General features: G+C 36.5%; 16 protein-coding genes and 1 other RNA gene. 3 read left to right on the plus strand and 14 right to left on the minus strand.

Annotation, left to right across the window (positions count from 1 at the left end; genetic code table 11):
* Nucleotides 1–66: 66 nt before the first annotated feature.
* Both QWY78_RS06660 and QWY78_RS06665 read right to left on the minus strand, forming a co-directional pair.
* A complete protein-coding gene (locus tag QWY78_RS06660; RefSeq protein ID WP_290217788.1) occupies nt 67–351 on the minus strand; it encodes a winged helix-turn-helix domain-containing protein in 285 nt (94 codons plus the stop codon).
* 19 nt (nt 352–370) lie between these two features.
* Complete coding sequence (locus QWY78_RS06665) at nt 371–991, minus strand: hypothetical protein (protein ID WP_290217790.1); 621 nt, start codon at nt 989–991, stop codon at nt 371–373.
* Nucleotides 992–1107: 116 nt separating this feature from the next.
* Here QWY78_RS06665 and QWY78_RS06670 point away from each other — a divergent pair, with 116 nt between their 5' ends.
* Together QWY78_RS06670 and QWY78_RS06675 are read left to right on the plus strand one after the other, a co-directional pair.
* Nucleotides 1108–1329, plus strand: coding sequence for a PspC family transcriptional regulator (locus tag QWY78_RS06670; protein ID WP_290217792.1), 222 nt, complete (start codon nt 1108–1110; stop codon nt 1327–1329).
* Nucleotides 1326–1841, plus strand: a complete 516-nt coding sequence (locus QWY78_RS06675) for a GNAT family N-acetyltransferase (RefSeq protein WP_290217794.1) — start codon at nt 1326–1328, stop codon at nt 1839–1841. The genes QWY78_RS06670 and QWY78_RS06675 overlap by 4 nt, the downstream gene beginning before the upstream one ends.
* Nucleotides 1842–1890: 49 nt before the next feature.
* On the opposite strand, the gene QWY78_RS06680 is transcribed toward QWY78_RS06675, so the two are convergent.
* The 3 genes from QWY78_RS06680 to QWY78_RS06690 all read right to left on the minus strand — a co-directional run bounded on the left by QWY78_RS06680 (nt 1891) and on the right by QWY78_RS06690 (nt 4376).
* Nucleotides 1891–2622: an SIMPL domain-containing protein gene (locus QWY78_RS06680; RefSeq protein WP_290217796.1), complete on the minus strand. Its 732-nt coding sequence runs from the start codon at nt 2620–2622 to the stop codon at nt 1891–1893.
* 189 nt (nt 2623–2811) lie between these two features.
* Nucleotides 2812–3579 carry a carboxypeptidase-like regulatory domain-containing protein gene (locus QWY78_RS06685; protein ID WP_290217798.1) on the minus strand — a complete coding sequence of 256 codons (768 nt, stop codon included), beginning with the start codon at nt 3577–3579 and terminating at the stop codon, nt 2812–2814.
* Entirely contained in the window at nt 3579–4376 is a 798-nt protein-coding gene (locus tag QWY78_RS06690) for a hypothetical protein (RefSeq protein ID WP_290217800.1), read from the minus strand. Before QWY78_RS06690 ends, QWY78_RS06685 begins: the two co-directional genes overlap by 1 nt.
* A 707-nt stretch (nt 4377–5083) precedes the next feature.
* Between QWY78_RS06690 and ssrA the strand changes: the two genes are divergently transcribed.
* Nucleotides 5084–5482: a transfer-messenger RNA gene (gene ssrA, locus QWY78_RS06695) on the plus strand.
* 497 nt (nt 5483–5979) lie between these two features.
* On the opposite strand, the gene QWY78_RS06700 is transcribed toward ssrA, so the two are convergent.
* The 9 genes from QWY78_RS06700 to QWY78_RS06740 all read right to left on the minus strand — a co-directional run bounded on the left by QWY78_RS06700 (nt 5980) and on the right by QWY78_RS06740 (nt 18960).
* A complete protein-coding gene (locus QWY78_RS06700) occupies nt 5980–6372 on the minus strand; it encodes a 2-dehydro-3-deoxyphosphooctonate aldolase (RefSeq protein WP_290217802.1) in 393 nt (130 codons plus the stop codon).
* A gap of 476 nt (nt 6373–6848) precedes the next feature.
* Nucleotides 6849–8453, minus strand: coding sequence for a phosphoenolpyruvate carboxykinase (ATP) (gene pckA, locus QWY78_RS06705; protein WP_290217804.1), 1605 nt, complete (start codon nt 8451–8453; stop codon nt 6849–6851).
* A gap of 129 nt (nt 8454–8582) precedes the next feature.
* The gene (locus QWY78_RS06710) at nt 8583–9476 is read right to left on the minus strand and encodes a GYDIA family GHMP kinase (RefSeq protein ID WP_290217806.1); all 894 of its coding nucleotides are present in this window, start codon (nt 9474–9476) and stop codon (nt 8583–8585) included.
* Nucleotides 9477–9487: 11 nt separating this feature from the next.
* Nucleotides 9488–10366: an ACP S-malonyltransferase gene (fabD, locus tag QWY78_RS06715; RefSeq protein WP_290217807.1), complete on the minus strand. Its 879-nt coding sequence runs from the start codon at nt 10364–10366 to the stop codon at nt 9488–9490.
* Between the two features lie 55 nt (nt 10367–10421).
* Nucleotides 10422–12347 carry a LysM peptidoglycan-binding domain-containing protein gene (locus QWY78_RS06720; RefSeq protein WP_290217810.1) on the minus strand — a complete coding sequence of 642 codons (1926 nt, stop codon included), beginning with the start codon at nt 12345–12347 and terminating at the stop codon, nt 10422–10424.
* 37 nt (nt 12348–12384) lie between these two features.
* A complete protein-coding gene (bshC, locus tag QWY78_RS06725) occupies nt 12385–13971 on the minus strand; it encodes a bacillithiol biosynthesis cysteine-adding enzyme BshC (RefSeq protein ID WP_290217812.1) in 1587 nt (528 codons plus the stop codon).
* A gap of 9 nt (nt 13972–13980) precedes the next feature.
* Entirely contained in the window at nt 13981–15909 is a 1929-nt protein-coding gene (locus tag QWY78_RS06730) for a putative porin (RefSeq protein WP_290217814.1), read from the minus strand.
* A 97-nt stretch (nt 15910–16006) separates the two neighbouring features.
* Nucleotides 16007–17551: a RagB/SusD family nutrient uptake outer membrane protein gene (locus tag QWY78_RS06735; protein ID WP_290217816.1), complete on the minus strand. Its 1545-nt coding sequence runs from the start codon at nt 17549–17551 to the stop codon at nt 16007–16009.
* Nucleotides 17552–17568: 17 nt separating this feature from the next.
* A complete protein-coding gene (locus QWY78_RS06740) occupies nt 17569–18960 on the minus strand; it encodes a TonB-dependent receptor domain-containing protein (protein ID WP_290218082.1) in 1392 nt (463 codons plus the stop codon).
* Nucleotide 18961 lies beyond the last annotated feature (1 nt).

Raw genomic sequence — 18961 nt, forward strand, 5'->3', positions numbered from 1 at the left:
ATTCTGTATTATTCACTTCTACAAAGTCCTTTGAATTACAAAGTAAATTGACAAAAAAAAGAGTTTTTATTTTCCCAATAATTTTTCTAATGCCGATAAATGTTCCTCAAAAGCGGTTCTTCCGGAATTGGTAACTCGGTAAGAAGTTTTGGTTTTTTTGCCTATAAATTCTTTCTTGATTTCTATATATTTCGATTTTTCTAAAGCAGAACTGTGACTTGCCAAATTTCCATCGGTCACTTCCAGAAGGTTTTTCATTTCATTGAAATCGATCCAATCATTTACCATCAACACAGACATTATTCCGAGTCGAACCCTGCTTTCGAATTCTTTGTTGAGATGGGTAATCATTTTTAATAATATACTTTATTTATTTGTCATACTTATTATACATCGCAATTCCATACACCATATGCAAAACGCCGAAACCAATTGCCCAGAAAACCAATCCCCATCCGAGAAAAAAGAGGGAAATCAATCCGAGCAAAATTTGCAAATATCCCAAATATTGAACATCGGTTAAAGTATATTTCGCTGCATTTACTAAGGCTAAACCATAAAAAATTAAAGTTGCAGGTGCAATGAAAACCAATAAATGATGATATTGCAACGACAAACAAAATATTCCGCCCGTAAATAAAGGAATGGCGAAATTGAAAAGTAATTTCTTCGTGGTTTTATCCCAAATTTTGAGATTGTTTTGTTTGCTCTTTTTCGCAGTAAAAAAATATCCACTTAAAATCGCGAGAAAAAGAATGACCACTCCGATCAGCATTAATTCTTTCACCAAACTTTCGGGGAAAACATTTCTGTTTCCTTCGAAATAATTAATTCCTTCTCGCTGAAAAACAAAATACACATAAATCGAACCGATCAAAGCAACCAATCCGGCAAAAACTCCCGACAAACCGCTCAATGAAATAAACCGAGAACTTTGCTCCATCATTTTTCTAATGTGCGATAAATCTTCCTGATAATTATTTTGTTCCATATAAAGTACTTTGAATCGCAAAGTTAAATTATATTTTAACAAGTCCAAATATTTTTTTAGTTATTTTAAAGAAAGTTGTTATCAAAATCAATTATCTTTGTCTTCAAATTAAAAAAATGTTTACAAATCTTCGACATAGAATGGAAAGACAATGGTTTGGTGTGCTCACAAGAATGGGCGCGAAACTGGGAATTCCTGTGTCGAAATTGCGGGTATTTTTCATCTACTCTACTTTTGCAACTGCGGGAGTTTTTTTCCTGATTTACTTGGGATTGGCTTTTACACTTTGGATCAAAGATATGTTCATTACTCGACGACCAAGCGTTTTTGACTTATGATCTGGTTCCAAGAATTACAAACGCGCAAAAAACTTTCTCGCATTTTTTCTTCTTATGAAAAAACTTTTCCAGCAGATGAGCGAAGAGATGAAGCGCAATTTTTAGCACTTTTAGAAAATCCAAACAGTTTAATTTTCATCATTAAAAACGAGGAAAATTCAATTGGTTATGTTATTCTTTGGGAATTAAACGATTTCTATTTTCTGGAACATTTCGAAGTTTTTGAAGAGTTTCGAAATTTAAAATTGGGTTCTCAAGTTTTACAGGAATTGCAAGAAAAATTTGGCAATATGATTTTAGAATCTGAACCTTCAGATTGGAATGAAATGGCAGAAAGACGAATTAATTTCTATGTACGAAACGGCTATTCCATTGTTTCTAAAGAGTATGTACAACCAAGTTATGGCGAAGGAAAAAAAGAATTGAAACTTTTTTTGCTGGGTAATTTTAAAGTGGAAAATTTGATGGCAGTTGAATTTGAATTGCGTTCCAAAGTTTACGATTCTATTTAAACTTTGTCAAAGTACAATCGCACTTTTAAAAACTTTGACAATGTAAACACTAATTCACTTCATACTCCAATTTGATCGTGATACTCGCTTCTTTGTCTTTGGATGAAGTGTTGAAAGTTCCGCCGTACGAATATTCTTCGGTAGAATTGGGTGCGGTAATTTGCGTAATTCCCATCGTGGCTTTTTTCAAATGACCGAGTTTTGCACCGGCATTTTCTGCAATTTTTTCGGCACGTTGTTTCGCATCTTTGGTGGCATCTGCAATCATTTGATGTTTTACATCGGCGAGTTTGGTGTAGAAATAATTTGGTGGTGAAGAAGTAAATTCGATTCCTAAATTAATAATTTCTGTGATATTTCGAGAAAGATTTTCGATTTTTGCGACTTCTTTGCTGTCGATAGAAACGCTTTGAGAAAGTTGATAACCCGCAAAAGTTTGGATACTTCTTCCGTTTGCATCACTTCCGTAATTGAATTGTTTCTGAATATCAACTGCAGAAAAAACCATCTCGTTTTTCGGAATTCCTTTCGAGGTTAAATAATTTTCGATCACTTTTTTATCATTTGCCAGTTCGTCATACGCCGATTTTAATTCAAAACTATTTCGGGAAAAATTTCCGCTCCAGGCGATAAGGTCGGAGGTGAATTTATTGCTTCCCAATCCCGTTACAGAAATGGTATTTTCGGCTTTATTTCTGTTTTTAATGGCGCTTCCCAAAAAAGCAAGTCCGATGATGAAACCTGCTGCAGCAATTGCAATGGCGATAATATTTTTGTTCATAATAGGTGAATTTTGACTAATTCTATAACGACTTAAAGTTAGGAATTATTTTCAATGATTACAGATTTTCTTTTCTTATTAAAACTAGTCTTTTTTTAACACAAAGAACACCAAGGTTTTGCACAAAGTTCGCTACAATTTTTCTTTGTGTTTCCTCGTGAATTCTTTGTGGCTTTGTGTTAAAAATTTTTATCGATTAAGATATTTCGGGAAAGTTTCTTCTAATGCAAAAAGAACTTTCGAGAGATTTCTGGCTTTAATTCCTTTTGAAATTTCGGGTTGTACTCCGATTGAAAATTGCAAAAATTCTGAAATTTTTTCTTCTGGAATATTCATTTTTGTAAAATATTCATCGGGAACTTTGGAGCGAATCCATTTGATTTTGTCTTGTAAGTCTTCGTATTTATACCAACTTTTTTGCTTTCTTGCTTTTCCACTTAAGACATTATAAATTGCTTGAATATCTGCTGTTGGTGGAATTCCTATTAAAGGTAATAAAACATTTTTTCCAAGTTCAGAAGGTTTTTCCCGTGGTTTTTCTGGCGGAAGTGGAACTCCGATTTCTCTTTGAAGTTGGGCAACTTTATCAACTTTTGTTAATTTTCGGGAATCTTTATTCAAATCACCTGATAAATTGAGGTTGGTTACTTTTACTTCTTCGATTTCTTCGGCTTTTCGGAATAATGAAATTGAAATTGGATTATTGAAATCTGAAGAATTTATCTTTTTCGAATTTCTTTCAAAACCATTTCGAACAAATCGCAGTTCATCATTGGAATTGGCTTCGATGGTAAATTCACCTTTGATATTGCTATAGGATTTTTTTTCAGATTGAACATTAAACACCAAAACTGCGGACAATGGATTTTGTTCTTCATCGGTAATAATTCCAGATAAATTCTGAGAAAATAAGGGAACAGTAAAACAAAAGAAAAATACCGCAAAAACCCGAACCATTACGAACCGATTTTATGGGTTTTGATATACTCTTTATAAGCCAATCGCATGGCCATGCTGATGGCGGACACATCAAAGTTCTTGCGGTAAATTTTCGCTAGCGAATAGTTTTGGTCCGCATAAATCAAGAAGCGGTCGATATCTTCTTCGTTCCAACCTTGTGATGTATAGAAACTCAAATCCATGGTGTTTTTTATGCGTTTATAAAACGCCTGCGTTTCAGCAAAATTAGCCGTTGTAGGTTTTGGATTCTTGGCTTTCTTAATCAATCCAAAGGCGGCGGAAGCAAGCCCGAGAATATTCACTTGCCCTGCGCTGTAATTTGGCGCTGCAAAAGCCGACGGTATAGAAAGTTTTGGAGCAGCTTCGGTTGGAGGAGTCATCATATATGATTTCATACTTGAATTTAATGCAACCACTTTTTTTGAAGGTTCTAATGCTTTAATATCTTTTCTTAAATCACCGGTTGCTTGAAAGCGAAGTTCAATTTCTGCGATATCAAAAGGTGACTTGGTTAGAACAATTTTTAAAGGTTCCGAAAAATTCAATTTTGAAATTTTAAGAGAATTACGTTCGTAACCACTTTTAACAAAACGAAGTTCATCTGTTGGCTTGGCCCCAATCACAAAATTTCCGTAGGGATCTGAAATTACTTTAACATCTGTTCGTGTGTTTAGAATAGTCACGTTTTGTAAAGCTGTTTCAAATTCAGTACTTACTTTTCCACTGACATATTGCTGGGAAAACCCGAACACCCAAGCCGTAAGAAATAAGAGAATTGGTAGTTTTGTTTTCATGCAGGATATTTTAGTAAAAATAAGCTGATATTCGATGGGTTTAAAGTTTATTTTTTTTGAACTGGAAAGTTTAACCAGCTTTAACGCGTTTTATGATTTTTTTAGAATTTTTCGCTTCGGTTTTTGTTAAAATATGCAGTTAAAAGAGTTTTGATTAAACCCAAAGACACAAGGGTTTATACTTATGCGCTTCTAAAAATAAGGCTGCAAAAGCTTTGAAAGTCGGCGAATCTTCGATTACAGATAGCGACGAGCGCAAAGATTTGAATTTGAATGTATGTTTAATTACGCGTTGTAGAAATTATAGTTACTGCAGTTTTGCCTTCGAAAAAATATCGAAAAAAAACGCGGTTGAAATAAACCTTATCAGGTTTGAGCGCAGATGACAAGTGTAAGATGAAACAGATTTAGTTCTACGAAAGCATCAATGCCTGAGAATTGAAGATGGATCTGTAAAGATACGCGCTTTTGCGTAAGGGATTGCAGTGGAAATCCTTTTTTGGGGAAGTGGTGCTCGCTTCGCTCGCACCACTTCCCCAAAAAAGATTGAAGCGGAAAGCCCGACCTGAATGAGGGAATGGAGTCTCGACGGAAGACGAGACGGAAGAACCGAGTGAAGGATACGCCCAAACTTCGACACCGCTCATTTTCAAAATGAGTTTTAGTTAGGAATAATTTTTGCTTATCTTTGTCGTCTTACAAAACATGGGGTTGACTGGTTTCGACAGCAAGATCGATGGGTAAGTAAGCATGCAGAGAACCGTAGCGCGATCTCTTTAATCCCTTGCTGCAAACTTTTAACTGGCAACCAAGAGTTCGCTCTTGCAGCTTAATCTGAATAAAGTAGGATTCAAGCGTTCTCCCGAAGATAGTAAGGAGGCAAGATGTCTCGCAAATGCTCCGTTCTGCGGCGTTTGATTCTGAGGCATAGCAATGCAGAAATAAGTCTCGAAAGACTTCGGTTCGGGATCGAAAACCAAAGAAGTTAAGTTGTAAATTGGGTGTCTGTGCTCTGTTTACAGTCGAAAATTAATTGCAGAATAAGCATGTAGAAATCTTATGTGTTGCTTGTTTGGACGAGGGTTCGAATCCCTCCAACTCCACAGAAAACCCTGTAATCGTTTGATTTACAGGGTTTTTTATTTTCGGGTGCTAATAAATAGTCTGAGATACTTAGTTTTAATATTTTCTTTAATAGTTATTAGCAACGACTTCGCGATTTTTCCAATCAAGTTCTCAACGTACATACAATTATGTTAATTAGTTTCTATCATTTATTTGCCATAATACCTACATTATCTTTCAAAAACTTCCTTTTCCAGAGATGATCGCCGAAGAAATTGCCCTCTTCTCAAATATAGCGATTGCTTCTATGTTCTTTCCTTCTTTTGTCAGTGAATTCCTTTGTTATGATTTTTCAAAAAAATTTTCTTGAGACTAAAAGATAAAAATAAATAGGTAAATCCTACAAAAATGAAAGGTTCTTTTATTTTTAAAATATAAAAGACTCCAAAAATAGCTGCCATTAATAGAAGTTGAGGAACTATTGATATCCAAGCAATTGATCGATTTGTAGGAATTATTTTTTGGCTCATCAAAAAAATTATTTCATTATGAATCCAACCGGCGCCCTAAGCTTTCCCTTTTCGTACATATTGAGGTACATCACCACGGTGTCTTTTTTGCCTTCGTAGCTAACGGCGTACTGATCAAGTAAACCGCCACCCATGGGACTGGTTTTGGACGTAAAAAAACAGCAACTTCCAATTCTATGAAAGGTAACCGCTTCACCTTTGGGTCCGGTTAGCGAGTTTAGATATTCTCGCTCACTAATAGGCCCGCTGCTATCGATCCCCCCTACTTTAATAGGGTTTTTTTCAATAAAACCATAAGTGGCTTCCGCAGCTTGTATCGAAGTAGAATCAGACCGATTCGCAGAGGTGATACAAGCGCTAAGTAAAAGCGCACCAACGGTAGCAAATACAAATTTTTTCATATTTAATTTATTTTTCATTAATTTCTACCATAAAATTATTCAATTTTTTATTAAAAAATAATATTAATTCGGGTGATTATATTTATAAAGGTCAGGAATATTTAAAACTGCAATGTTTTTTTAATAAGTTCTTCCCAAAAGTTCTAAAATCTCTTTTTGATGTTTGCTTTTCATCTTAAAAACATGGTCGCATTTTGGATCAAGCTCGCAGAAAGTGGATTGATTCCTTCCTGCTGACATAAATTAATATTTATCTCCGCTGCGCGATGTCTCCCGACTTTGAGCCTCATTAAAAGTGTTATAGTTTTTCAGCATTAAGAATCTTTCTTGTATCGTAAGGCTTTTATCAGAGTTAAAATTTCTTTTAGAATTGTACTGTGTTATTTTTATCGCGCAAAGTCAGGAGACTCTGCGCTTTGCGGCCAAAAAAATCCTCAACTATAAATAATTGAGGATTTAATTTTAAAGATCTTTTTTTACAATTGTGGTCCTGCTGCAACCAATCTTTTGGCTTCATCATTATCACAATACTGTTCAAAGTTTTTGATATAACGTGCGGCTAAATCTTTTGCTTTGGTCTCCCACTCAGAGGCGCTTGCATAAGTATTTCTTGGATCCAAAATTCCTTCTGTCACATTCGGTAGTGTGGTAGGGATTTCCAAATTCATGACCGGAATTGTTGTTTTCTCGGCTTTATCAATTGAACCATCGATGATGGCATCAATAATTGCACGGGTATCTTTCAAAGAAATTCTTTTTCCTGTTCCGTTCCATCCGGTGTTTACCAAGTAGGCTTTTGCCCCGTGTTCTTTCATTTTACCAATCAATGTTTTAGAGTACATGGTTGGATGTAGAGTTAAGAAGGCTTCACCAAAAGCTGGTGAGAATGATGGTTGAGGCTCGGTAATTCCTCTTTCTGTTCCGGCTAATTTTGAAGTATAGCCGCAAAGGAAATGATATTGCGCTTGATCTTCATTCAACACAGAAACCGGAGGTAAAACCCCAAATGCATCAGCTGATAAGTAAACAATTTTATTTGCATGCCCCGCTTTTGATGGCAATACAATTTTACTGATATGATAAATTGGATAAGAAACTCTGGTGTTCTCTGTAATTGAATTATCCGTATAATCTGCTTCTCCGTATTCATTAACCACCACGTTTTCTAATAATGAATCTCTTCGGATGGCTTTGTAAATATCCGGCTCTTTATCTTCAGAAAGATCGATTACTTTGGCATAACATCCACCTTCATAATTAAAGACACCATTATCATCCCAACCGTGCTCGTCATCACCGATTAAATATCTTTTAGGATCTGCGGAAAGCGTTGTTTTACCTGTTCCGGAAAGTCCGAAGAACAAAGCAACATCTCCGTCTTCACCTACGTTTGCAGAACAATGCATCGAAGCCATCCCTCTCAAAGGAAGATAGTAGTTCATCATGGCAAACATTCCTTTCTTCATTTCACCACCATACCAAGTTCCACCGATAATCTGCATTTTCTGAGTTAAATTAAACATCACAAAGTTTTCAGAATTTAATCCTTGTGCTTTCCAGTCTGGATTGGTAGTTTTGGAACCATTCATTACGATGAAATCTGGCTCTCCAAAAGTTTCCAATTCAAAATTTGAGGGACGAATAAACATGTTGGTTACGAAATGCGCTTGCCACGCTACTTCCATAATAAAACGAACTTTTAATCTCGTATCAGGATTGGTTCCGCAAAAAGCGTCGACCACATATATTTTTTTAGAAGAGGATAATTGCTTTAAAACTAATTTTTTACAGCTTTCAAACACCTCCGGACTTGTTGGTAAATTCACATTCCCATCCCAGTGAATGGTGTCCTTGCTTACCTCATCTTTTACGATGAAACGGTCCTTTGGAGAACGCCCGGTAAATACACCCGTTTTAACTGCTACCGCTCCGGAATCAGTTACGGCACCTTTTTCAAAGCCCACATTTTTACTCGACATCTCTGCAACGAACAACTCTTCGTAGCTAGGATTGTAAGATACTTCTTCATAACCAGTGATTCCCAAGTCATGCAATTGCTGAATAATTTTAATGTTCTTCATAACGTCTTAATATTTCTGATTTTTAGTAACACAAATTTAGGGATTAATAAGCATTTACAGCCCTTCTAAAACAATGATATTCATCAGCGCAACCAATACTGTTGTAAACTGCACAAAAACTGATTTTTATTAAATTAAATTTTGATAGTCGAAAATAACCGAGAACCCTTTTTCTTTAAAATAATCTTCAAAACCATTAAATTTTGTGCTCATCACAAAATCGCCACCCCAGGCGCCTAAACTTTTGACAAAAACGGGACAGTTTTCAAAATGTTTTTCTTTGACGGTTTCGATTCCTAAAAATTTACTCAATTTACTTTCGTGCACCTCCATTAATTCTGAAAAATCTGCTAAGGTCTCCGCTTCTAAAACCTGTCTGGTGATTTGCGAAAATCCACCGATGAGTTCAGAAGATTTTTGTTTAGACCGATACAGTTGAATGCCTTCACGGCTGTTTTGCTTTTGATTAAGATGTATGAATATTAAATCCTTAGTGTAATCAGGATTAAAGGTTACTTTTTGAATCATTCTATCTGGTTGATTTTGATAGAGAATCGCGGATTGTTGTTGAGCCACGGCAATATCGTAGCCACTGCCCCCCAAACACGTTTCATTGAGTTCAAAAGCGTCAACATCTGCCCATTGTGCAAGATTATTCATTAAAGTAGAACTGCTACCTAGTCCGAAATTGGCAGGAAATTGCAAATTGGTCGTGATAGAATAGGATGAATTTTCTTGCAAATGCAGGTTTGATAACGCTTTAACCGTAAGTAAAACTTTTAATATAAACTCGGCTGCTTCAGGGATATTAGATGAAATGATGGTTTTAGTTTGATAATCAATAATAAGCTGTAGCCACGGTTTTTCCTGATGATTTGCAGACCAGTGAATTAATGATTTACCATCAAAATGTTCTGCAACAAAAAACTCTTGCCCCCATTTTGTTGGTAGAGCAAGAGCCAGGGCGCCATCGAGGACGACATATTCTGAGGTGAGCAATAATTTTCCATGGGAAAAAATCATACTCTTATTTTTTAAATGGCAGAAGAAACTTCTACGGTATTATTAATTTTTTTAATCAAACCTTGTAATGTCTTTCCAGGACCAACTTCCACGAAAGAAGTCGCGCCTTTCAGAATCATATTCTGTACCGATTGTGTCCATTTTACTGGACCGGTTAATTGTGCAATTAAGTTCAGTTTAATTTCTTCAGGGTCGAAAACCGCAGTTGTCGTGATGTTCTGATAAACTGGCATGGTTGGTTTATAAAACTTGGTAGCGTGAATTGCTTCTGCTAATTTTTCTTGCGCTGGCTGCATCAGTGGCGAATGGAATGCACCATTTACGGCGAGCATTAAGGCTCTTTTTGCGCCGGCATCTTTCATGTTTTGGCAAGCCAATTCAACCGCCGCAGTTTCACCAGAAATCACCAATTGTCCGGGACAATTATAATTGGCAGGTACTACGATTCCGGGAGTTTCGTCACAAATTCTTTCGACTACTTCATCTGCAAGACCTAAAATTGCTGCCATGGAACTTGGATTGGCATCGCAAGCTTCCTGCATTGCTTTTGCACGGGCAGAAACCAATTTTAATCCATCTTCGAAACTTAGAACACCGTTGGCGACCAAAGCGGAGAATTCCCCTAACGAATGACCAGCAACCATTTGCGGCGCAACGCCATTTAAGGCCGTTTTTAAAGCAGCAACAGAATAGATAAAAATAGCAGGTTGGGTCACTTCGGTTTTTTTCAAATCTTCTTCTGCGCCATTAAACATAATGGACAAAATATCGAAGCCTAAAATTTGATTGGCAGAATCCATCAGATCCTTGATGTCTTTACGAGAATCATACAATTCCTTCCCCATCCCGACATATTGTGAACCTTGCCCAGGAAATACAAGTGCTTTCATAAAGTTATTTTCAGATAAATTTGGCTAAAACTATTTTTAAAACCAATGTTGTTTATTAATTCGGAATCAACCGTACCACGCGGTACCCTTTGTTAACGTAAGCTCCAGTTTTTGTTTTTTCAAATTCGAATTTGGTAGCCAGCTGTGTTTGTACTTTATTCATTTGTTTGAAAATTTCTCCTTTTTTGTTCTCACGACTCAACATATCATTCACCACATCAAACCCGATGACTGCGTATTTTGAGGGATTTTTACAATATTTCTTTTTGTATTCCGCTAGAATTTCTTTTTCAAAATCACCTTCTGTATCAATTTTGCGATCCATTAAATAAACCAAATTACTTTGACTTAATTCATCGACTTTTTTCTCGAAAACGGGTGAATAATACATGCTGAAAGATTTTACTCCTGGCACTTCCTGCGAAAGGGTAATCATTCTATTGGCAAACATGTCGCCCGCATCATCATTCTTGTTGGCCAAAATTGCAATTACAGGTGCTGGTTTGCCGGTCATCATATTTTGATCCGGTTGAATATCTGCTGCAGATTTTACCAAGAAAACATTCGGGTTTTTCAATTCCTTTTTTAAATTTGTCTCTAAATATTTTGCATATGTTTGATCGGCATCAGCAACGATATAAATTTTTTGATCAGAAAAAGTGCTTTTAACCTCTTTTACGATTCGATCTGCGTAGATAAATTCGTTCGTTTCAATAATAATTAAATTTTGATAACCCAATAAATCCTCAGAATTTGCAAAGGGAGCTACAACAGGAATTTTACTATTTTTCACATAATCTAAAACCTCTAAAACGCTCGATTTAAAGAAGGGCCCAATAATCAAATCGGTGTTATCCTGGTTGATTTGAGTCAATGAGTTTTTAAAACTTTTTTCATTCCCAGCATCAATAACTTTAATATCAAGCAGCTGTCCTTTTTTTACATTACGCTCGATCGCTAATTTAGCACCCGCCAGAAAATCAAGAGACAGGTTTCTGTATTTAGAATCATTGCTATCAAACCCAAAAGGAAGCATAATCACCACATTCAGCGCGTCCCCCGATTTCTTTACGTAGGCAGAATCCAGCTTTTTAATTTTTAAAATCATTCCTGATTTTAAACCTTGCGATAAGTTCGGGTTTAAAGAAAGCAACTGATCTAAGGTAATTCCAAATCGGTTTAAAAGTCCGAAAACAGTATCGCCATCCTGCACCGTGTAGGTTACATAATCATCTGCAACCGCCGTCGTAGAATATGTTTGCGTAGATGTATTTTGTGAGACAACAGTAGATTTTGATTCCGTATTGATAGGCTGGGACGAAACCCCACCATTTACTTGGATAATATCCCCGGGTTGCAAGCCTTTTTCTTGTAAACCTGGATTCAGTGCAAAAAGTTCTTTCTGGTTCAGATTAAATTTTCGAGACAGTTTATAATAATTGTCTTTGGGTTGAATGGTGTATGAATTTTCATCAACTGCAATCGTGGTTGAAGATTTGGTAGGTTCTGCTTTTACAACAGTTTTCAAAGGTTCAACTGCGGCAACAACTTGTTGGTCAGCATCACTAAATTTTTGAATATTGACTAAAGGCAAGGTTACTTCATCACCAATTTTCATATGAGAATCCAGGCTTGGATTCAACGTTCTGAGATCTGTTTCGGAAATCTGATACTGTTTCGTAATTCCGTAGATGGTCTGTTTAGGTTTTAGAATAATCTTTCCTAATTTAGCAGATGAAGAGGTCGTTTTTACTGGGCTAGGACTGGTATTATTTGCAGATTTAGCGATCATCAAAACATCACCGATGGCTATTTTCCCATCTTTTGAATTTGGATTTAATTTCACCAAATCATCTACAGACATGCCGTATCGTTTTGCGATATTATAGGAGGTATCACCCTTTACCACTGTATGAGTTTTCTGGGCAGATATACCTATGATTGCTGTAAGACCAGCTAAAATAAAAAACTTTTTGATCATCTTTTAGATAAATATTTACAAAAATACTGCTTTAAAATTAAATATTGAAAATTATTAATTCTGAGTTTTCCACGTTCAATTGTTGGTAACAATTTTGAAGCCAGTCTTTTCCCCACTCAGAATAAAACACCGAGAAATTATAACTTCTTTCCTGCCAGGTATTTCCCGGATGAACTCGCAGAAATAAATTTTCAAGTCGCTCTACTTTTTCTTTTTGTTTGATTTTTTCTGCCCGAAGCAACCTTTTCTTCATTCGTTCAAACGATTTCAGTTGTCGGGTTTGTTCCGCTTCAACCAAATTACCAAAGGTTTTGTCGGTTAATTCTGCTTTTTCTTTTAAGTGACCGAACTGCTCCTTTAATTGAGTTTCCTGCAGATCTAATAGCGGCAGAATTTCATTTTCGTTTAATAAAAGTTTATTGGTAACCACGGCAAAATTCCGAAAGAAATCATTGATTTCTACGCCCAAATCCTTCGCTTTTCCAACGGTTTTATCAGCAAGCATCAACATCGAATTCCTTGGAATCAATAAAGGAAATGGCAGGCTGAGTGCCCTAAAGTAATTCTTCAGCTCAAGCCAATACATGATTTCTGCATTCCCACCAATGTAAACAAGATTGGGCAAGATTGTTTCCTGATAAACAGGTCGCATTAAAGCATTGGGACTGAATCGTTCCGGATGATGTTCTAATTCTCCTAAAATTTCTTCTTTGCTAAAGGATTTATCCCGATCAACGACCACATATCTATTATTTTCGAAGGCAATTCTATCGCGCGTTTCAGAGAGATAGAATAGGTTAATTTCACGGGGATTGACCTGAACTTTTCCGTATTTTTCGGTAAAATAATCCACAGTTTCCCGGCTGGTTTCAAATAAATCTTGCTGAAGCAATTCTTCTTTAAATACCTGTTTCATTTCGGCTTTCAATCTAGGATCATCTCCATTCAAAACCAGTAAGCCATAATCTGCAAAAAGTTCTTGCACGATAATTTTGGTCGCTTGGGAAAGCGTATTGCCTTTTTTATAGGCTCTCTTTAACATTACAATTAGTTCCGTGCCGAAAACAGTATCTTTAAACTCCTCCTCAAACTGAGTAACGAAAAAATCGTCCTCCACTTTAATCCTACCAACGGCACCGCCATTTTTAGCTTTGGTTTCGTAGTAGTGCTTCTCGGTTTTGAAATGATTGATTTCTTCAAAATCATGATCTTCCGATGCCAACCAAAACACCGGAACAAAATGTTTGCTTTGAAACTTTTCATTTAAAAATGCAGCCAATTTAATGGTCTGAAGAATTTTATAAATAAAGAAAACGGGTCCCGTAAAAAGATTCAACTGATGCCCGGTCGTAATCGTAAACGTTTCCGATTGTTCTAAATTCTGTAGGTTAAATTGCTGCTTTTCTGACTTTTCGTAGGCAGCATATTGATTTTGCAAAACTTCAGAAAGAACTTTTCTTTTCTCCTGCGAAAAAGATTGGCCTTTTCGCTGAAGCTGGTTTTCAATATTCTTAATTGTAAAAACATGGTTTTCAAAACCGGGAATTTTTTGCGTCAGAAAATCTTTGATGAGCAATGGTATGCTTTCAAGCTCTAAAAACGGGATATTGGTTAGTTTCTTCAAAATAAATAATTAACTAAAAAGATACCATACAATTCCCAAGTTCAACCGGAAATCATACAAAGGATAATAAGGGGCTGTGAATGATTTATTCTTCATAAAAGTAGTGTTTAAATGTTGTGCTTCGATGAAGAAAAACATTCTTTTTACTTTTAGATTAAAATAGAGATCCGCAATAGGCTGCCCACCAATGGTGTACGCGTTTTGATTAGGCAAAACAAATTCATTCAGCACAGGGAAAAATTCACGCGAAGCAAATTTTGAAAAATAATATACTTTAACTCCAGTTTGTATTTCCGCAGCATTTTTAAATGCTTTGGTCTGATAAAAAATATGGGCTCTTCCCACAAAATTCGGCATTGGTAAAAGGTCTTTGTTACCGATGGTTGATTGGAAAAGCAATTTCGGATTGAGATGAAATTGACCATAGGAAAAAGTAGCTTCGCCCCCGATTTGTGAAATATTCATGGCAGAGGAACTTTGTAGTGGTAGTGCTTGCGCATCGAAATAAGCATAATTATCTATTCTAAAATAATTAGCAAAAACGCTGCTTTTGAACCATTTTAAATTCACATCGCCTCCAATTTCAGTGATGGTTTGGTTTTTAGGATCTATAACATTATAATTAAATTTTTTATAAACCGAGGGATTGAGTAACCAATTAAAACCCGGTGAGGCCGATTGAAAATTTACTTTCGCATTGACAAAATAATCTGGAATAGGTTCAAATCGGACTCTATTTTGAGAACGGATAAAACTGCCGAATTCATTTCCGCTGGAGAATTCTAAATTGGAGTTTAGCGCTACTTTACCCCAAAGATTCATCACCAGATTTCCCACCGCACCAATTCTGTTTTCCGATCGTTCTTGGGGTAAATTTAACACTGCCGGAAATGGTGAGCCAACGCCCAATTTAATTATTTGATGTCGCACGCCAGCATCTAATTTAAAGTTTTCTTTATCGAAAAGCACGCTGATGGTATTGCTTAAATTCTTGGAATATTTTTTAGAAGAAGCGGGATAATCATATAATTCGAGAGGATCCGTGTAATAGTACCGTTCTGGTGAAGATTGGTTGTAGAAGTATTTATTCCCCTGATGAAAGACGGTGTGCCTAATTTTAAAGGGGAATTTATCGGAACTGAACGGTTTAAATTCCTGACTGAAATAATACCGCCGATAGGCATACTGCGAATTCGATGCATTGAGGTTCACCAGCAAGTTTTCGCGATTATTAAAATCAGAATTTCCGTTGAGAAATAAATCCAAATCAGCGATGCCGCCATTTTCCTGATTGTTCATATTTTGATGGATGTAATGGGCAAAAGCTTCATACTTCCCACCTTTAGACTTGTAATGTCCGGAGAACAACACTTCATTATTGGCTGCCAATGAGTTAAGATAATGCCCTTGCGATCGTAGGCCGGTATATTCGATGGCGAAGTTGAATTCTTTCCCAATATTTTGGGTATAGGTTGATTGCAGCACGGCCCCATTTCGAACAGAATTATGGTAAATAAAAGCTGTGGTTGGGGTTTTTACATCGTAATAATTGACTGCTTTTATTCCTTTAATAAAATAAGATTTATTGGTCGGTAGAAGAGATAAGTTCTGCTCGGTATCTACTTCAAATACCAACGGATTAAAACCAGAGCCTACATTAGCGAACTGAATTTTACCAAAATTATCGCGGTTGTTGTATTGAGAAAAAACAAATGTTTTATCATGCGTAAAAGCGGTATCAAAGATTTTCTTTTCAGAAAACTGTGTTCGATAGGTGTAATCGTAAATGGTTGGTTTAAAGATTTTCAGGGAATCCTTGAAGCCCGAATCAATCACTAAAGTATCGCCAGGTTTCACCCGATTAGAGTCGGTTTTGTTAACAACCTGGGCGCTAACATGATAATTAAAAAGGAATATGCAGAAAAGGATGAATCTCATTCTATTTGTTTGGTGTACAAATGTAAGAAATATGATGAAATAAAAAAGAGCTGTAATTTTGATAATTACAGCTCTTTTAATGTGTACCAAAGATGTATTAGTTATATCCTGGATATTGTTTCAAATTTTCGTTAGCATTTAACGCTCCTTGAGACATTGGCAAGACAAACAGCTTGTTATCTGGGGTAACCGTACAATTAACCGTACAGTTTGAAGGTCTAACCATTGGCAAGTTGTTTCTTTTTAAATCTAAGAATCGCTGGCCTTCGCCATAGAATTCTTTGGACTTTTCGGTTAAAATATCTTGCAATAGATTCGCTCCTGTATAGGTCGATCCATTTCTGGACAGTGCAAAAGCATTTAATTCTGTTAATGCTAACCCATTTTGACCGGTTAAAAACAAAGCTTCAATACGGTTGAGTTGGGCTTCTGCAAATCTGAAAACTTTGATGTTTCTAAAGTAGTTGCCTTCATCGGTGTATCTTGGGTATTTATTGGTCCAGTACCCTTTTGGGTTATCCGTTCCGGGCGCTCCAATATTGATTAAAAGGCCAGTGGTTGGTTTACCTCTTCTAACATCTGTTGCAGAAAAACTGCTGTAAAAAGTTTGATTAAACAACATGCATTTTTTAGAATCAGTTCTGTGAAAGTATCCCGGTAAAGAAACATTGGAGCCGATTCCTGTGGCTCTATTGGTATCGATATTCATATCGAGCTCCCAAATTGTTTCCGGATGATTTTCGGCACCAGGTAGCACAAAACTCTGTTGTACACCAAGATATAATTCACTGCCGGTTACTTGATTTTCATTACTTCCTAAGAAATATTGCTCGTATAAACTTGCGCTGTTCGGATTGTACGGTTTTGTTAAAGTATTGGCCTGAATTTTCGCAAAATTAGTCGGTGAGTTCGTAACAATTTCTGTTGCGTACTGCAACGCCAAGGCTGCGTCGCCCGGAGCTCTTCTGGTCAAATACACCCTGGACAATAATAATTTTGCCGCAGATTTACTCAAAATTACTTTTTTAGAGGGAGCTGCACCTGCTAGATTAACTCCTTCTTTTAAATCGGCAATGATCTGATCATACACCTGAGCCACTGTTGCTCTTGCAGGTTTAATATTCACATCATAATTATTGAGGACTAAAGGCACACCATATTCTTGGTTGACCCCAGAAGTTGGCGTAGGAGAATAATAACTCACCAAGGTAAAATAGGATAAGGCTCTGATAATTCTGGCTTCTCCTTTAATTCTGTTTACGTTAGCACTGTTTGCCACCTTCGTATTATTAAGGACCAAATTACAGTTCATAATCACATCGTATAAGGTTCCGTAAAATCCGAAATCACTTTGCGTAGAATTATAATTATAATTAAAGGTATTGAGATAAGAAGGATTGGTATTGGATACAAAGAGCTTATCGCCCAAAAGATCACCAAACAACATCACATCAGTACCGTATACATTTGATGAGGCAACCGAGATATAAGCTCCATTGAGAAGCATCTGTAATTTTGCTTCTGAATCGATGGCGGTAAGTTCGTCTTTGTCTGGTGGAAATAAATCCAAATCTCTCTCGCTGCATGAATTATGCGCGAAGAAGAGAAGAAAGCTTGATATAATTAAAAAATACTTTTTCATTTTAATTTTTTTTATTGTTAGAAACCAATTTGAATACCCATTGATACTGTTCTCAACACTGGAGAGGCATACCAATATCTTCCTTTACCAATCCAAGACCACGAATTAGAAGTTGATTCTGGATCATAATTTAATTCCTTGTCAAATACATAGGTGAATAAATTGGTTCCTCTGGCGTAAATTGTTAAATTATTAATTCCGGTTGAATTTTTAAATAATTCTCCAAAAGAATAGGCAATTTTCATTTCTTTCAATCTGATATGATCTCCTTTATTTAAAAATCGGGAAGACTCTAAGCGGGAGCTCGTTGGATTTCCAATAATGGCTTTCGGATTGTCGGTAGAGTAATTCTCCGCACCTGGAGCATCGGTCCAGCTGTTATAAAGTGCATCTGTAATCTGATTACGTGTAGGGAATCTACCATCGTGCATGGTATAAGAACGCACCCCATTTTGGACCATAAAATCAAACTGCCCCGAAATCAAGAAGCTTAAAGAAACATTTTTATATTTGAATTCATTGGTTAAGCCGATATTATAGGTAGGGAAGGCATTTTTACCAATCCATCCTTTTTGTGCTTTCAGTTTATCATTGGTTACGGCTGTTTTTGAGCCATCGGTAAACCATAAACCATCTCCGGCTTTAATTCCGTTAGTTGCATCGTTGGCTTGCGCTACGCCCGCCCACAGGTAAGTATAGTATTCTCCCAATAAATGTCCTGGTGATAAGGCGACCAATTCATTACTTCCGTCAGAAGTGTCCCCTTCAAAAGTTTGGATATCTACGTTCAGTTTTTCAACGATTGATTTTCCGTAAGAACCATTGGCGTTAATATTCCAAGAGAAATTATCCGTACGAACCGGTACGGCATCAATCACTACTTCAAAACCGCGGTTTCTAATATCGCCAACATTGCCATAGTAAGAGTTGGGTCCACCAGACTCAAGGGCTGGGTGTTCTTCAAAAATTGCTTCTTTGGTTAGTTTATCATAATAATCTAAAGTAAACTTCAAACGATCATTGAAAAAACCGAAATCTGCACCGACATCTAAATGAGAGGATTCTTCCCAAACTAAAGCTTTGTTTCCAGGGGAACTAATTCCTCCGTAGCCTCCATAAGGTCCCCAATTAATTGTTGAATTATAACCTAAAGTGGCAAATTGAGTGTATTGTGGTCCCCACTGATCTGCGTAAGGGATATTCCCCAAGACTCCGTAGCTCGCTCTTAAAGTTAAAGACGAAAATGCATTTGGAATAAAGGTTTCATTCATTGCATTCCATGACCCACCAACAGACCAGAAATTACCCCACTTCTCATCACCCAAAGTTGAGTTACCATCTCTTCTAAGCTGACCAGACAAGGTGTATTTGTTATCTAACGTATAATTTAACCTACCGAAGTAAGAAATT

The organism is Kaistella yonginensis (genome assembly GCF_030409525.1).
GTDB classification, from domain to species: Bacteria; Bacteroidota; Bacteroidia; order Flavobacteriales; family Weeksellaceae; genus Kaistella; species Kaistella yonginensis.

Excerpts from the sequence above, each read along its gene's own strand:
- QWY78_RS06690 (WP_290217800.1), bottom strand. The coding sequence starts at position 4,376 with ATGAAAACAAAACTACCAATTCTCTTATTTCTTACGGCTTGGGTGTTC.
- QWY78_RS06735 (WP_290217816.1), bottom strand. The coding sequence starts at position 17,551 with ATGAAAAAGTATTTTTTAATTATATCAAGCTTTCTTCTCTTCTTCGCG.
- QWY78_RS06665 (WP_290217790.1), bottom strand. The coding sequence starts at position 991 with ATGGAACAAAATAATTATCAGGAAGATTTATCGCACATTAGAAAAATG.
- pckA (WP_290217804.1), bottom strand. The coding sequence starts at position 8,453 with ATGAAGAACATTAAAATTATTCAGCAATTGCATGACTTGGGAATCACT.
- QWY78_RS06710 (WP_290217806.1), bottom strand. The coding sequence starts at position 9,476 with ATGATTTTTTCCCATGGAAAATTATTGCTCACCTCAGAATATGTCGTC.
- QWY78_RS06685 (WP_290217798.1), bottom strand. The coding sequence starts at position 3,579 with ATGGTTCGGGTTTTTGCGGTATTTTTCTTTTGTTTTACTGTTCCCTTA.
- QWY78_RS06730 (WP_290217814.1), bottom strand. The coding sequence starts at position 15,909 with ATGAGATTCATCCTTTTCTGCATATTCCTTTTTAATTATCATGTTAGC.
- QWY78_RS06675 (WP_290217794.1), top strand. The coding sequence starts at position 1,326 with ATGATCTGGTTCCAAGAATTACAAACGCGCAAAAAACTTTCTCGCATT.
- QWY78_RS06660 (WP_290217788.1), bottom strand. The coding sequence starts at position 351 with ATGATTACCCATCTCAACAAAGAATTCGAAAGCAGGGTTCGACTCGGA.
- QWY78_RS06680 (WP_290217796.1), bottom strand. The coding sequence starts at position 2,622 with ATGAACAAAAATATTATCGCCATTGCAATTGCTGCAGCAGGTTTCATC.
- QWY78_RS06720 (WP_290217810.1), bottom strand. The coding sequence starts at position 12,347 with ATGATCAAAAAGTTTTTTATTTTAGCTGGTCTTACAGCAATCATAGGT.
- QWY78_RS06700 (WP_290217802.1), bottom strand. The coding sequence starts at position 6,372 with ATGAAAAAATTTGTATTTGCTACCGTTGGTGCGCTTTTACTTAGCGCT.
- QWY78_RS06670 (WP_290217792.1), top strand. The coding sequence starts at position 1,108 with ATGTTTACAAATCTTCGACATAGAATGGAAAGACAATGGTTTGGTGTG.
- fabD (WP_290217807.1), bottom strand. The coding sequence starts at position 10,366 with ATGAAAGCACTTGTATTTCCTGGGCAAGGTTCACAATATGTCGGGATG.